Here is a 13,004-nt window from a genome sequence, read left to right as displayed (position 1 = left end):
CCCGAACCATTTCGGGCATCGCGACTCCAAGAGCTCATATGGAAAAAGTACGCAAAACCGACGCCGAATGGCGCGCCCAGCTTTCCCCCGAAGAATACGTGGTCACCCGGCAAAAGGGTACCGAACGCGCGTTCACCGGACGCTACTGGGATACCTTCACGCCCGGCATCTACCGCTGCGTGGGCTGTGGCACGGCGCTGTTCGCATCCGACACCAAATTCGACGCGGGTTGCGGCTGGCCCAGCTACTTCCAGGCGCTGGATCCCGAACTGGTTCGCGAAGAACGCGACACCAGCCACGGCATGGTGCGCACCGAGGTGCTGTGCAATGTGTGCGACGCGCACCTGGGCCACGTCTTTCCCGACGGCCCCGAGCCCACCGGCCTGCGCTACTGCATCAATTCCCTGTCGATGACGTTTGAACCCCTAGAAGACTGATGAAGAAGTTTCTGTTCGACCTGTTCCCGCTGCTCCTGTTCTTCATCGCCTACAGGTTTACGGACATCTTCATCGCCACGGGCGTCGCCATGGCGGCGGCCGTGGCGCAGATCGTCTGGCTCAAGGCCACCGGCCGCCCCACCGAAGCCATGCACTGGATCAACCTGACGGTCATCCTGGTGTTCGGCGGCGCCACCATCTGGCTGCACAGCGACGTCTTCATCAAATGGAAGCCGACGGTGCTGTACTGGATGTTCGGCGGCGCGCTGGTCTTCGCCCGCCTGTTGTTCGGTCGCAACCTGATCCGCCGCCTGATGGAAAAGCAGATCCAATTACCCGACGTGGCCTGGGACCGGCTCAACATGCTCTGGGCCGCCTTCTTTCTGGTCGCCGGCGCCCTCAACCTCTACGTCGCGTTCTCCGGGCACTTCACCGAGTCGCAGTGGGTCAGCTTCAAGGCCTTCGGCCTGATGGGCCTGATGATCGTCTTCGTGATCGGCCAGTCCCTGTGGCTGGGCAAGCACATCCAGACCGAGGAAAACACCCCGGCCGGCCCGGGCACCACGCCGCCCGGCAAGCCCTGAGCCTCCTGCGCCGCCCCTGCGCCACTCTCTTCCCAGGCGCGCGCGCCCCCGAAGCGGGGCCGCCGCGCCGGAACTTCCCCCTTGCTCCCATGTCAGAAACCACCGATCGCATTGCCCTGATCCGGGAACGGCTAGCCGCCCTGGAACCCCTCAGGCTGGAGATCCTGGACGACTCCCATTTGCATGCCGGCCACGAAGGCAGTAAAAACGGCGCCGGCCATTATCGCGTGATCATCGTGGCGCCTTGCTTCGCGGGGCTCTCGCCCGTCGCGCGGCATAGGCTGGTGTATCATCATTTGCAAGATTTGATCCCCTATCCGATTCATGCGCTTGCGCTTGACGCCCAGGCTCCCAAATAGAAAGTAAAAGGATATTCATGAAACGCATCGTCATGCTGGCTGCGGCCTGCGTCATCGCCGTGCCTGCTTTTGCGCAAAACGTGGCTACCGTCAACGGTAAAGCCATCACGCAAAAGAGCCTGGATCAATTCGTCAAGCTCCTGGTCGGCCAGGGCGCCACCGATTCGCCGCAACTGCGCGAACAGGTCAAGCAGGAAATGATCAACCGCCAGATCTTCGTGCAGGCCGCCGAATCCGGCGGCATCGCCAAGCAGGCGGACGTCCAGACCGAGATCGAACTGGCCCGCCAAGGCATCCTGGTCCGCGCCCTGATGGCCGACTACCTGGCCAAGCACCCGGTCACCGATGCCCAGGTCACCGCTGAATACGAGAAGATCAAGAAGGAACAGGCCGGCAAGATGGAATACAAGGTCCGCCACATCCTCGTCCAGGACGAGAAGACGGCGAACGACCTGCTGGCCCAGATCAAGAGCAACAAGGGCAAGTTCGACGACCTGGCCAAGAAGAACTCCAAGGACCCCGGCAGCGCCGAAAAGGGTGGCGACCTGGGTTGGGCGCCCCCGACCAACTACGTGCAGCCGTTCGCGCAAGCCGTGACGCAGCTCAAGAAGGGTCAAGTGGTCGACAAGCCGGTCCAGACCCAGTTCGGCTGGCACATCATCATGGTTGACGACACCCGCCCGGTCGAATTCCCGCCGATGGATCAGGTTCGCCCGCAACTGGAAGAAATGATGCGCCAGCAAACCCTGGCCGACTACCAGAAGCAACTGCGCGAAAAGGCCAAGGTCCAGTAAGGCCCCGCCAGACGAAAAACTGCCCGCTTGAAGCGGGCAGTTTTTTTTGCGCGACGCGCGGGCGCTCGCGGTGCAGGCAGACAGGCAGGCAGACAGACAGGCAGGCCTGATCGGGAGACCCCGGTCAGGACATGCCTAGCAGTGCCTTCAGGCCATCTTCGTCCAGCACCGGCACGCCCAGTTCCTGGGCCTTGGTCAGTTTGCTGCCGGCGTCTTCGCCCGCCACCAGGTAGGCGGTCTTCTTGGACACCGAACCGCTGACCTTGCCGCCCGCCGCCTGGATGTGCATGGACGCTTCTTCGCGCGTCCAGTTCGGCAGCGTGCCGGTCAGCACGAAGGTCTTGCCGGCCAGCGTGGTGTCTTGCGGCGCGGCTTCCGCCACGGGGTTCACGCCCTGCGCCTTGAGCTGCTCGATCACGTCGCGGTTGTGCTCCTCGGCAAAGAAGTGGCGGATCGAGGCCGCCACCACCGGCCCCACGTCCGGCACCGAGGACAAGGCTTCCTCGTCGGCGTCCATGATGGCGTCGATGCTGCCGAAATGCCTTGCGACGTCGCGGGCCGTCGTCTCGCCCACGTGGCGGATGCCCAGCGCGAACAGCAGGCGCGCCAGGCCCGGCGAGCGCGCCTTCTCGATGGCGGCGATCAGGTTGTCGGCGGACTTCTGGCCCATGCGGTCCAGGCCGACCAGTTCCAGCGGACGCAGCCCGTACAGGTCGGCCAGCGTCTTGACGCGGCCGCTGTCCACGAGCTGATCCACGAGCTTTTCGCCCAGCCCCTCGATATCCAGCGCCTTGCGGCTGGCCGCATGCCACAGCGTCTGCTTGCGCTGCGCGCCGCAAAACAGCCCGCCGGTGCAGCGCGCGATCGTTTCGCCTTCCAGGCGCTCGATGGCCGATCCGCAGACCGGGCACTCGGTCGGCATGACGAATTCCCGCGCATCGGCGGGCCGCTTGTCCGGGACAGGTCCCAGCACCTCGGGTATGACGTCGCCCGCGCGGCGCACGATGACCGTGTCACCGATGCGCACGTCCTTGCGGCGGATTTCGTCTTCGTTGTGCAGCGTGGCATTGGTCACGGTGACGCCGCCCACGAACACGGGCTTGAGCCGCGCGACGGGCGTGATGGCGCCGGTGCGGCCCACCTGGACTTCGATGTCCAGCAAGGTAGTGGTCGCCTCTTCGGCGGCGAACTTGTGCGCCAGCGCAAAGCGGGGCGCGCGCGCCACGAAGCCCAGCACCTTCTGTGCCGGCAGCGAATCCACCTTGTAGACCACGCCGTCGATGTCGTAGGGCAACTCGGCGCGCATGGCGCCGACCTTGGCGTAAAAGGCCATCAGGCCTTCGGCGCCCGTGGCCCGGTGGTTGTGCACGACGTTGACGGGCAGGCCCAGCGAGCCCAGCCATTCCAGCATCGCGCCGTGGGATTTCTCGGGAAGCTGCGAGGCCTGCGCCGCGCCGGCCGAGGCCTCGTCGAACAGGCCGTTCTGCGTGCCGGGCAGGCCATGGACCTCGCCCCAGCCATACGCAAAGAACCGCAGCGGCCGCTTGGCCGTGATGCGGGGATCGAGCTGGCGCAGGCTGCCCGCGGCCGCGTTGCGCGGATTGACGAAGACCTTTTCGTCGCGCTTGGCCTGCGCCTGGTTCAGTTTTTCGAAGTCGGCGCGATTCATCAGCACTTCGCCGCGCACCTCCAGCACCTTCGGGGCCGCGCCCTTCAGTTGCAGGGGAATCGCCTTGATCGTGCGGATGTTGGAGGTGACGTCCTCGCCCGTCTGCCCGTCGCCCCGGGTGGCGGCCTGCACCAGGCGGCCGTCCTCGTAGCGCAGGCTGATCGCCAGGCCGTCGAGCTTCAGTTCACAGAAGTAATCCGGTTGCTGCGCCGGGCCCAGCATGCCGGCGCCGCGCAGGGTGTCGGTGACGCGGCGGTCGAACGCGGCGACCTCTTCCTCGGAGAAGGCATTGTTGAGCGACAGCATGGGCACCACGTGGCGCACGCTGCCAAAGGCGGACACGGGCGCCGCGCCCACGCGCTGCGTGGGCGATTCGGGCGTCACCAGTTCCGGATGCTCGGCCTCCAGGGCCTGCAGTTCCCGCATGAGCCCGTCGTACTCGGCATCCGAGATGGAGGGCTCGTCGTAGACGTAATAGCGGACGTTGTGCTGTTCGATCGCGGCGCGCAGCCGCGCCGCCGCCTGCGCCGGATTCTCGCCGGACCCACTGGCCATCAGGCAAACACCCGCTGGGCGCGCTCGCTGCCGGCAGGCAGGCCCGCCTGTTCAAGCTGGCCGAACAAGACCTGCAGACGCTCGTCGATGACCGCTTCGGAGCCGTCGGCCAGGGGCTTGCCCTGGTCATCGACCAGTTCGGCGCGCAAGCGCGCCGCCAGGTCCCGGCCCACGTCGACCATGCGGCCAAAGGCGCGGGTGTCCGCCGGGCTGCACGGGACGTCAAGCAGCAGGTAGAGGCGTTCGATGCCGCCCATGCCCGCATCGAAGGCCGCGCCGTCCGCGCGGGCCAGCGTGAAGCGGGTCACGCCGTTCTCGTTGGGCCAGGCCAGGCGGTTGCCGTCGGGAACAAAGCCGGCGTCGCGCGCCACGGCCAGCACCTCGGCGGCCGGCTGGGCCGAGCCCAGCAGCAGCGTCAGGCCGACCTGGGTGTCCAGCGCGGCGCAGGTGTCGTCCAGGCGGGCGCCCTGCTCCAGGACCGCCTGCTGGTCGGGGCCCTCGATGGTGGCGTCGAAACGTTCGGCCATGTCCTGCGCACGCGCCCAGGCCTGCGACCATTCAATCGCGGTCAGGGGACCGCTGCGGTTGGCCAGCAGCACGGCAAGCTGCATGGACGCATAGGACTCGCCGGCATGGATGCGCGCACGGTGGCGGCGCTGATCGGTCGAGGCGAACACGCGCATGGGCTTGCGGCCCACGCTGCGCAGGCTTTGCATGTAGGGCAGCAGGTCGGCGCCGCGCACCGGCTCGGCGAAGTTGATCTCGATGACGACTTCGCAGGCGGGATCGGGGTCTTCGGTGTCGTCGGCGTCGCTGCCCGGATCCACGCGAGCGGGCTGGCCGGGCTGCGCGCGGGCCGGTTCGCCGCCCATGCCGGGCTCACGCCGGGCCGCGGCAGTAGCCGCAGCGCCGCCGGCCGCGCCCGCACCCAGCAGCGGATCCTGTTCGGAGGTGGGGAAATGGCTCTGCATCTTGCGCCGGACGCGCCGGTCCTGCCACCAGTTGAATCCCAACACCAGCAGTATCAGCAAGACGCCCAGGGCTATCAGCCCGATCTGCAAATCACTCATGTGTAAATCCCGCGCCAGAAGGCGGCGCCTTTCTCAATATTGGGTTTATGCCGCTTCGGAGGCCATCATCTGGACGGCCGAATCTATGTCTACCGCAACGATACGCGAAACCCCTTGCTCTTGCATGGTCACGCCGATCAATTGCTTGGCCATCTGCATCGCGATCTTGTTGTGCGAGATGAACAGGAACTGCGTCTGTTCGCTCATGTTGGCGACAAGGTTCGCGTAGCGCTCGGTGTTGGCGTCGTCCAGCGGCGCGTCCACCTCGTCGAGCAGGCAGAACGGCGCGGGGTTCAACTTGAACAGCGCGAACACCAGCGCGGTGGCGGTCAGCGCCTTTTCCCCGCCCGACAGCAAGTGGATCGTGCTGTTGCGCTTGCCTGGCGGCTGGGCCATCACCTGCACGCCGGCATCGAGGATTTCCTCGCCGGTCATGCTGAGCTTGGCCTCGCCCCCGCCGAACAGCTTGGGGAAGAGTTCGCCGAAGTGCCCGTTGACGATGTTGAAGGTCTCTTGCAGCAGCTCGCGGGTTTCGCGGTCGATCTTGCGGATGGCGTCTTCCAGGGTGTCGATGGCAGTCATCAGGTCCTGATGCTGCGAATCCAGGAAGCCCTTGCGCTCGCGCGAGGTGTTCAATTCGTCCAGCGCGGCCAGGTTGACCGAGCCCAGGGCCTCGATCTGGCGCGAGATGCGTCCGACTTCCTGTTGCAGCCAGCTTGCGCGGCGCCATTCGTCGGGCTGGTTGGCCAGGAACTGCGCCAGTTCCTCGCGGTCGACTTCCCGGGCGTTGAGCTGCTCGGTGAACTGCTCTTCGGCCAGGCGCGCGGCCTGTTCCTGCAATTGCAATTCCATGATGCGCGCACGGCGCGGCTCCAGGGTCTGCTCCTGCTGCTGCCGGTCTTCATCGGCGCCGCGCAGCAGCGCCGCCAGGTTTTCGAGTTCCTGGCGCGCGCGCGACAGCGCTTCCTCGCGCTCGGCGCGCATTTCCAGGGCGTCCTGCAGGCCGGCCTGCGACGCGGACGCGTCGAGTTCCGCCAGGTCGCCCATCAGCTGTTCCAGCTCGACCGCGCCGCGCTGGCTCTGGTCCGCGGCCAGTTGCCGGTTGCGCTGCAGGTCGGTGATGCGGACCTGGATGCCGCGCTCGGCGAATTCGGCCTCCTGGGCGGCGCGTTCCAGTTCGCGCAGCCGGGTGCGGGCCGCCTCGGCCTGCGCGGCCAACGTCTCGCCGTCCATTTCGGCGTCGGCAAACCGGGACTGATGCTCGGCAAGCTCTTCGTCCAGGGCCTCGAAGCGGGCCTCGGCCTCTTCGCGGGTGGCGCGCAGGTCTTCCTCGTGCGCCTTGATTTCTTCCAGGTCCTGGCGCAGGCGCGAGGCGCGCTCGCCGGACTGTTCGGCCTGCTGCTGCAGCCGGGAATGTTCGAGCTGGATGTCGTGCACCCGGCGCGTGACCTCGGCCACGCGCGTGCGCGCCGGGGAGATGGCCTGGGACACCTGCTGCCAGGCGGCTTCGGCCCGGGCGACCGCGGCACGCGCCTGGTCGGTGATGAGCTGCTGGGCCTTGATCTCGCGCTGCAGGTTTTCGATTTCCTGCTGGCGGGCCAGCAGGCCCGCCTGTTCAGAGTCGGGCGCGTAGAAGCGCACGCTGTGCGCGTCGATGAGGTGACCGGCCTTGACCACGCAGGCGGCGCCCGCGGGCAAGGTGGCCCGCAAGGACAGCGCCTGGGTGAGGTCATTGGCGGTGTAGACGCCGGACAGCCATTCGTTCAGCAGCGTGCGCAGGTCGGGATCGGTGATGCGCAGCAGGCTGGCCAGCGGCGTGAAGCCGGCGGGCGCGGGCGGCGTCGGGGCCGCGACGGGCAACTGGTGAAATGCCAGGCGGGCGGGCGGCGCGTCCTCGGCAAAGGCGCGCGCCCAGTCCAGGGTGCGCACTTCGATCGAGGCCATGCGCTCGCGCAGCGCGGATTCCAGGGCGGTTTCCCAGCCCGGTTCCACATGCAGCTTCTGCCACAGGCGCGACAGCCCGGCCAGCTCGTGTTTGGCCAGCCAGGGCTCCAGCGCGCCCTGCTTCTGCACGTCTTCCTGCAGCTTCACCAGCGCCGACAGGCGGGCTTCCAGGCGGGCCAGGTTCTGGGCTTCGGTCTGGGCGGCGGCCTGGGCGCGGCTGCGCTCGGCGTCGGCCTCGGGCACGCGGCCCTCGAGGACCGCCAGTTCTTCCTGCGCCGCTTCAAGCTGGTCTTCGCCCGCGGCGCGGTCGCCGGCAAGTTGTTCCAGGCGCTCGGGATCGGGGCTGTGCAGTTCGCGCAGTTCCTGTTGCAGGCGTTCGCGCCGCTGGTCCAGGGTCTGCATCTGGCGGTCGGCGTCGCGCTGGGTCTGCGCCACCAGGGCGAGGTTCTGCTCGACGCGGGCCAGCGCGGCGCGCATTTCGTCGCGGCCAGCGGCCGCTTCGCGGACGCGCTGCTCGACGGCCGGCAGGCCGGCCTGGGCGTCTTCAGCGGTGGCGCGCGCTTCTTCGGTGCGCGCGGCGGCGGCAGCCAGGTCATCCTCGGCCTGGGCGATCTGTTCGGTGCAGTGCTCGCGCTGGCTGGTCCATTCGGCGATCTGCTGCTGCAACTGGTCGCGGCGCGACTGCAGGCGGTTGCGGGAATCGACGACGTGCCGGATCTCGGCCTCCAGGCGGCTGACCTGGGCGTTGGCTTCGTACAGCGCACCCTGCGCGGTGTGAACGGCGTCGCTGGCGGCGTAATGGGCCTGGCGCCGGGATTCGAGCGCCGCCTCGCCTGCGCGCAGGCCGGCAATGGCGGCTTCCAGTTCGTTCTGGGCCTGCGCCATTTCCTGCGCCTTCCTGGCGCGTTCCTCGCGGGCGCCCGTCTCCTTCAGCAGCCACAGCGAATGCTGCTTCTTTTCGCCGTCGGCCTGGAGTTCGCGGTAGCGCGTGGCCACTTCGGCCTGGGCTTCCAGCTTTTCAAGCTGGCTGTTCAGTTCGCGCAGGATGTCTTCGACGCGGGTGAGGTTTTCGCGGGTGTCGGACAGCCGGTTCTCGGTTTCGCGGCGGCGTTCCTTGTAGCGCGACACCCCGGCCGCTTCTTCCAGGAATACGCGCAGTTCTTCGGGCCGGGCTTCGATCAGGCGGTTGATCATGCCCTGGCCGATGATGGCGTAGCCGCGGGCGCCCAGGCCGGTGCCCAGGAAGATGTCGTGGATGTCGCGGCGGCGGACCTGCTGGTTGTTGACGAAATAACTGCTGGTGCCGTCCCGGGTCAGGACGCGGCGCACCGCGATTTCGGCGTAGCTGCTCCACTGTCCGGCGGCGCGCCCCTCGCTGTTGTCGAACACCATTTCCACCGACGCCCGCGCCGCGGGTTTGCGGTTGCCGGACCCGTTGAAAATGACGTCCTGCATGGACTCGCCGCGCAGTTCCGATGCCTTGGCCTCGCCCAGCACCCAGCGCACGGCGTCGATGATGTTCGACTTGCCGCAGCCATTGGGACCCACCACGCCGACCAGCTGGCTGGGCACGGGGATCACGGTGGGGTCGACGAAGGACTTGAAGCCGGCGAGTTTGAGCTGAGTAAGGCGCACAGTACGATGACGACGGGGTGGGTTGAACGAAAGGCGTTAACGGACCTGCCGCACAGATTGCAAACCGGCCCAAAAAGGGCCGGCTCTCATATGGACCGTATGATACCGCAGGCGGTCTGTCCCCAGAGGTTGGCACCGGTCAACCCGCGGGCAAACGCGCGATGGCCCGGCGCAAGGCTCCGGCTATACTCCCTGACACTTTTTGGCACGACACATCATCTTCAAGCGGACTGGTCAGCCTCTGGCCGAAGAACGGGGACATTCTTGAAACGTGGTTTCTATCTGGTCATGGCCGCGCAGGCCTTCTCGTCATTGGCGGACAATGCGCTGTTCATCGCAGCAATCGCCTTGATACAGGAACTGCACGGTCCTGACTGGTTGGCGCCCATGATGAAATGGTCGTTCGCGCTGGCCTACGTCGTGCTTGCCGCATTCGTCGGCGCCCTGGCGGATTCCTATCCCAAGGGCCGCGTCATGTTCTCGACCAATGCCCTCAAGGTCGCGGGCTGTCTGCTGATGTTCTCGTATGCCAGCCTGGGCATCGCCCCGCAATACCAGACCTGGCTGGTGTGCGCGGCCTACGGCGTGGTGGGCATCGGCGCCGCCGCCTACTCCCCCGCCAAATACGGCATCGTGACTGAAATGCTCCCCCCGGCGCTGCTGGTCAAGGGCAACAGCTGGATCGAGGGCCTGACGGTCTTCTCCATCATCCTGGGCACCGTCCTGGGCGGACTGTTGATATCGTCCTCGGTCTCCAGCGCCCTGCTCAGCCATTCCTTTATTGGCAAGCTGGTCAGAACGCCCGCCGAGGCGGCCATTCTGGTCATCGCCTTTGTGTACCTGCTGGCGGCGCTGTGCAACCTGCTGATCCCCCACACGCACGTGCGCTATCCGCCGCAGCAGAAAAACCCCGTGCGGCTCGTGCGCACCTTCTGGGGCTATGTCTGCGTGCTCTGGAAGGACAAGCTGGGACAGATCTCCCTGGCCGTCACCACGCTCTTCTGGGGCGCGGGGGCCACGCTGCAGCTCATCGTCATCGAATGGGGCCGCAGCCATCTGGGCTACCAGCTCGACAAGGCTTCGATGCTGATGGGCGTGGCCGCGCTGGGCACGGTGGTCGGGTCCATCCTGGCTGGCCGCATCCCGCTGCGCCGCGCGCTGGCCGTGCTGCCGGTGGGCGCCGCCATGGGCCTGGTCGTGCTGCTGATGCCGCTGGTCTACCAGCCTTGGAGCGTCTATCTCCTGTTGCTGCTGACGGGCGGCCTGGCCGGCTTCTTCGTCGTGCCCATGAACGCCCTGCTCCAGCATCGCGGCCACGTGCTGCTGTCGGCGGGCCATTCGATCGCCGTGCAGAACTTCAACGAACAGCTCAACATCCTGCTCATGGTGGCCATGTATACGCTGCTGCTTTGGCTGGAGCTGCCGATCAACATCATCATCGTGATCTTCGGCACCGTCGTGGCCGTGCTGATGGTCGTGTTCATGCGCTGGAGCAAGCGCAACATGCTGGCCAATCCGGACCTTCACGACCAGATCGGGCAGGAAGGCCACGGCCGCGCGCTGGATTCGACACACTGACCCCGTGCGCCGCGCACGCGCTGCGCCACCAATGACAACACCCGGGCGCGCCCGGGTGTTTTTCGTTGTGGCCGGTGCGGGCTAGAGGTCGCGCGCAGCCAGCTTCAGGTCCTGCCAGGCGCGTGCCTTCTCGGAGGGGCTGCGCAGCAGATAGGCCGGGTGGTAGCTGACCACGACCGGAATCTGCGCGCCCTCGTCCGTCTTCAGCTGATGGACGCGGCCGCGCAGACTGCCGATGGTGGCGTCGGTGCCCAGCAGCGTCTGCGCCGCGAAGCGGCCGAGCACCAGGATGCGTTCGGGCTTGAGCAGGGCGATCTGCCGCATCAGGTACGGACTGCAGGCGGCGATCTCCTCGGGCTTGGGGTTCCGGTTGCCGGGCGGGCGGCACTTGATCACGTTGGTGATGAATACGTCGCGCTCCCGGCTCATGCCCACGGCCGCCAGCATGGCGTCCAGCAACTGGCCCGAACGCCCGACGAAGGGCTGGCCCTGGCGATCTTCCTGTTCGCCGGGGGCTTCGCCCACCACCAGCCAGCGGGTCGGCTGCGCGCCGTGGCCCACCACCGCATGGCGACGGCCCTGGCACAGGCCGCAGGCGGCGCACGCCACGACCTGCGCGGCCAATTGTTCCAGATCGGCATCCTTGACCGCCTCGGCCACCGGGATGGGCGGCGGCGCTTCGTCCTTGATCTCGACCTTCGGCGCCGGACGCGGCGGCGGGCCGCTGCGGTTCAGGATCGAGGCGGGGATGGCCGATGCGCGTCCCGATGCCGGCTCGGCCGCGGGGGTTGCCGCGGCAGCCGGCGCGGGTTTGGATACGGGTGTGGGTACGGCGGCCGGTTCGGCGGCGGACACCGGGGGAGCGACGGGTGATCGAACTGGCGGGGCGGGCGGCACCGCGGACGCCGCCTCCGGCGCGACGACACGCGCCGTGACCGGCGCCATGGCTGGCGGCGCAACCGGCGGGGTGCGCAGCCAAAGCCGCTCCATGCCGATCTCGCGCAGCCAGATGCGCTGCAAGGGGTTGATACGCGGCGGCGCCGGCCGCGGCACGGCATCCATGGGGCTCATGCCGGTCCCCCGCCGGTGTCGCCGAAGCGTTTCTGCATGACCAGGGCGTCCTCGCGGCCGCCCTTCTCGGCCGGGTAATACGCACGCCGCACGCCGATCTGCAGATAGCCGTGGCGCTTATAGAAACTGATGGCGGATGTGTTGGACGGCCGGACCTCCAGCAGCAGGCCCTCCAGCCCGCGCTCGCGCGCCTGCTGTTCGCACCAGTCGAGCAGCACGCCGCCCAGGCCCTGGCGGTGCAGGTCCCGGGCCACGGCGATCACCAGCAGGTGCGCCACGTCAGGCGCGAACATGAGAATGGCGAAGCCCGCCAGCCTGCCCTCGCGCCGCAAGGTCCAGGCGCCATAGCCTGCCGCCAGGGCGTCCGTGAAATTGCCGCGAGTCCAGGGGAAGGACTGCACGTGCGCCTCCAGCGCAACCACCTCGTCCAGGTCGGCCTGCGTCATGGCCTGCGGAATCTGCGGCGCCAGCGAGGGCTGCGCCTTCGGATTGCCCCCCTCGCCACGCAGGCGCTCGGCGGTGGTGAACGCCACTTTGTCGCGGACATAGAGCGGCGCGGCCAACTCGGGCGCCACGGTTTCGCCTCGCAGCCAGCCCAGGCGCGCCAGCCGCGCCACACTGGCCGCCTGCGGCCGCTGCGCGTCGCCGGCCCGGCGCCATTGCGCGGGGCAACGCATGTCGGCCGGATAAGCCTCCCAGGCGTCCCCGGCCAGGAGCGGTTCGAGCGGCTGCCCCGCCTGGGCCGACCAGTTCGGCAGATGATGCGCTGTCCAGGGCACCACCTCGGCCGCGGCGATCAACATCGGCGCCTGCAGCGTGTCCCAGACGGAATCCTCGCCAGCCGCGTCCCGGCGGCGGTAGACTGCCAGATAGACCTCGTTCATGCGGGCGTCCAGGGCCACGACGATGGCATCGGCCGGCGTCCCGGCAACCTCGGCGGCCACCGCCTGGTGCGAAACAATAGGCAACACCGGGATCCCCAGGCCGAGGGCCATGCCCTGGGCCACGCCGCAGGCCACGCGCAGACCGGTAAACCCCCCGGGGCCCTGCCCGAACGCCACGGCATGCAGGTCCGACGGCGGGATGCCGGCTTCGGCCAGGAGCTCATCCGCCATAGGGAGGAGGCGCTCGGCGTGTTCCTGGGCGCCTTCGTGTTCGCGCACGCGGATGTCCAGGCGGCCGTCGACCGCCCGCAAAAGGGCCACGCCACAGCGCGACGACGACGTTTCCAGAGCCAGCAGGTTTAGTTCCATAGAAGCAGATTGTACGAAATAAGCCGCTGTTACCCCCGGGTGTAAGGGGGATTTC

At 67.7% G+C, this 13,004-nt stretch carries 10 protein-coding genes; 5 read left to right on the top strand and 5 right to left on the bottom strand.

Annotation, left to right across the window (positions count from 1 at the left end; translation table 11 throughout):
* The first annotated feature begins 38 nt into the window (after window positions 1-38).
* The 4 genes from msrB (at window position 39) to BMW75_RS05565 (ending at window position 2,174) form a co-directional block, all read left to right on the top strand.
* Window positions 39-437 carry a peptide-methionine (R)-S-oxide reductase MsrB gene (msrB, locus tag BMW75_RS05580; RefSeq protein WP_076519317.1) on the top strand — a complete coding sequence of 133 codons (399 nt, stop codon included), beginning with the start codon at window positions 39-41 and terminating at the stop codon, window positions 435-437.
* Entirely contained in the window at window positions 437-1,021 is a 585-nt protein-coding gene (locus BMW75_RS05575) for a septation protein A (RefSeq protein ID WP_092577705.1), read from the top strand. The genes msrB and BMW75_RS05575 overlap by 1 nt, the downstream gene beginning before the upstream one ends.
* Window positions 1,022-1,110: 89 nt before the next feature.
* Window positions 1,111-1,380 carry a BolA family protein gene (locus tag BMW75_RS05570; protein WP_092577702.1) on the top strand — a complete coding sequence of 90 codons (270 nt, stop codon included), beginning with the start codon at window positions 1,111-1,113 and terminating at the stop codon, window positions 1,378-1,380.
* Between the two features lie 17 nt (window positions 1,381-1,397).
* Window positions 1,398-2,174 (top strand): peptidylprolyl isomerase, encoded by a 777-nt coding sequence (locus BMW75_RS05565; RefSeq protein WP_076519314.1) that lies wholly within the window; start codon window positions 1,398-1,400, stop codon window positions 2,172-2,174.
* A 124-nt stretch (window positions 2,175-2,298) separates the two neighbouring features.
* Here BMW75_RS05565 and ligA read toward each other — a convergent pair whose 3' ends face one another.
* Genes ligA through smc form a run of 3 tightly spaced genes read right to left on the bottom strand, consistent with a single transcriptional unit; the run spans window position 2,299 to window position 9,047 of the window.
* A complete protein-coding gene (gene ligA / locus BMW75_RS05560) occupies window positions 2,299-4,398 on the bottom strand; it encodes an NAD-dependent DNA ligase LigA (RefSeq protein ID WP_092577699.1) in 2,100 nt (699 codons plus the stop codon).
* Window positions 4,398-5,468 (bottom strand): cell division protein ZipA C-terminal FtsZ-binding domain-containing protein, encoded by a 1,071-nt coding sequence (locus BMW75_RS05555; RefSeq protein WP_076519312.1) that lies wholly within the window; start codon window positions 5,466-5,468, stop codon window positions 4,398-4,400. The genes ligA and BMW75_RS05555 overlap by 1 nt, the downstream gene beginning before the upstream one ends.
* A gap of 45 nt (window positions 5,469-5,513) precedes the next feature.
* On the bottom strand, window positions 5,514-9,047 hold the full coding sequence (smc, locus tag BMW75_RS05550) for a chromosome segregation protein SMC (RefSeq protein WP_092577695.1): 3,534 nt from the start codon (window positions 9,045-9,047) through the stop codon (window positions 5,514-5,516).
* 264 nt (window positions 9,048-9,311) lie between these two features.
* Between smc and lplT the strand changes: the two genes are divergently transcribed.
* Window positions 9,312-10,625 (top strand): lysophospholipid transporter LplT, encoded by a 1,314-nt coding sequence (gene lplT / locus BMW75_RS05545; protein ID WP_092577693.1) that lies wholly within the window; start codon window positions 9,312-9,314, stop codon window positions 10,623-10,625.
* A gap of 81 nt (window positions 10,626-10,706) precedes the next feature.
* Here lplT and BMW75_RS05540 read toward each other — a convergent pair whose 3' ends face one another.
* Window positions 10,707-11,696, bottom strand: coding sequence for a uracil-DNA glycosylase (locus BMW75_RS05540; RefSeq protein ID WP_092577690.1), 990 nt, complete (start codon window positions 11,694-11,696; stop codon window positions 10,707-10,709).
* Complete coding sequence (gene tsaB, locus BMW75_RS05535) at window positions 11,693-12,949, bottom strand: tRNA (adenosine(37)-N6)-threonylcarbamoyltransferase complex dimerization subunit type 1 TsaB (RefSeq protein WP_092577688.1); 1,257 nt, start codon at window positions 12,947-12,949, stop codon at window positions 11,693-11,695. The genes BMW75_RS05540 and tsaB overlap by 4 nt, the downstream gene beginning before the upstream one ends.
* Window positions 12,950-13,004: the final 55 nt, after the last annotated feature.

Origin of the sequence: Achromobacter sp. NFACC18-2, from assembly GCF_900108985.1 — a bacterium.
Lineage (GTDB): Bacteria > Pseudomonadota > Gammaproteobacteria > Burkholderiales > Burkholderiaceae_B > Achromobacter.
Note: the sequence above shows the minus strand (reverse complement) of the source record. Positions and strands in the feature narration are given on the sequence as shown.

Coding starts and splice junctions, on each gene's coding strand:
- msrB (WP_076519317.1), top strand. CDS start 39: ATGGAAAAAGTACGCAAAACCGACGCCGAATGGCGCGCCCAGCTTTCC.
- BMW75_RS05575 (WP_092577705.1), top strand. CDS start 437: ATGAAGAAGTTTCTGTTCGACCTGTTCCCGCTGCTCCTGTTCTTCATC.
- BMW75_RS05570 (WP_092577702.1), top strand. CDS start 1,111: ATGTCAGAAACCACCGATCGCATTGCCCTGATCCGGGAACGGCTAGCC.
- BMW75_RS05565 (WP_076519314.1), top strand. CDS start 1,398: ATGAAACGCATCGTCATGCTGGCTGCGGCCTGCGTCATCGCCGTGCCT.
- ligA (WP_092577699.1), bottom strand. CDS start 4,398: ATGGCCAGTGGGTCCGGCGAGAATCCGGCGCAGGCGGCGGCGCGGCTG.
- BMW75_RS05555 (WP_076519312.1), bottom strand. CDS start 5,468: ATGAGTGATTTGCAGATCGGGCTGATAGCCCTGGGCGTCTTGCTGATA.
- BMW75_RS05540 (WP_092577690.1), bottom strand. CDS start 11,696: ATGAGCCCCATGGATGCCGTGCCGCGGCCGGCGCCGCCGCGTATCAAC.
- tsaB (WP_092577688.1), bottom strand. CDS start 12,949: ATGGAACTAAACCTGCTGGCTCTGGAAACGTCGTCGTCGCGCTGTGGC.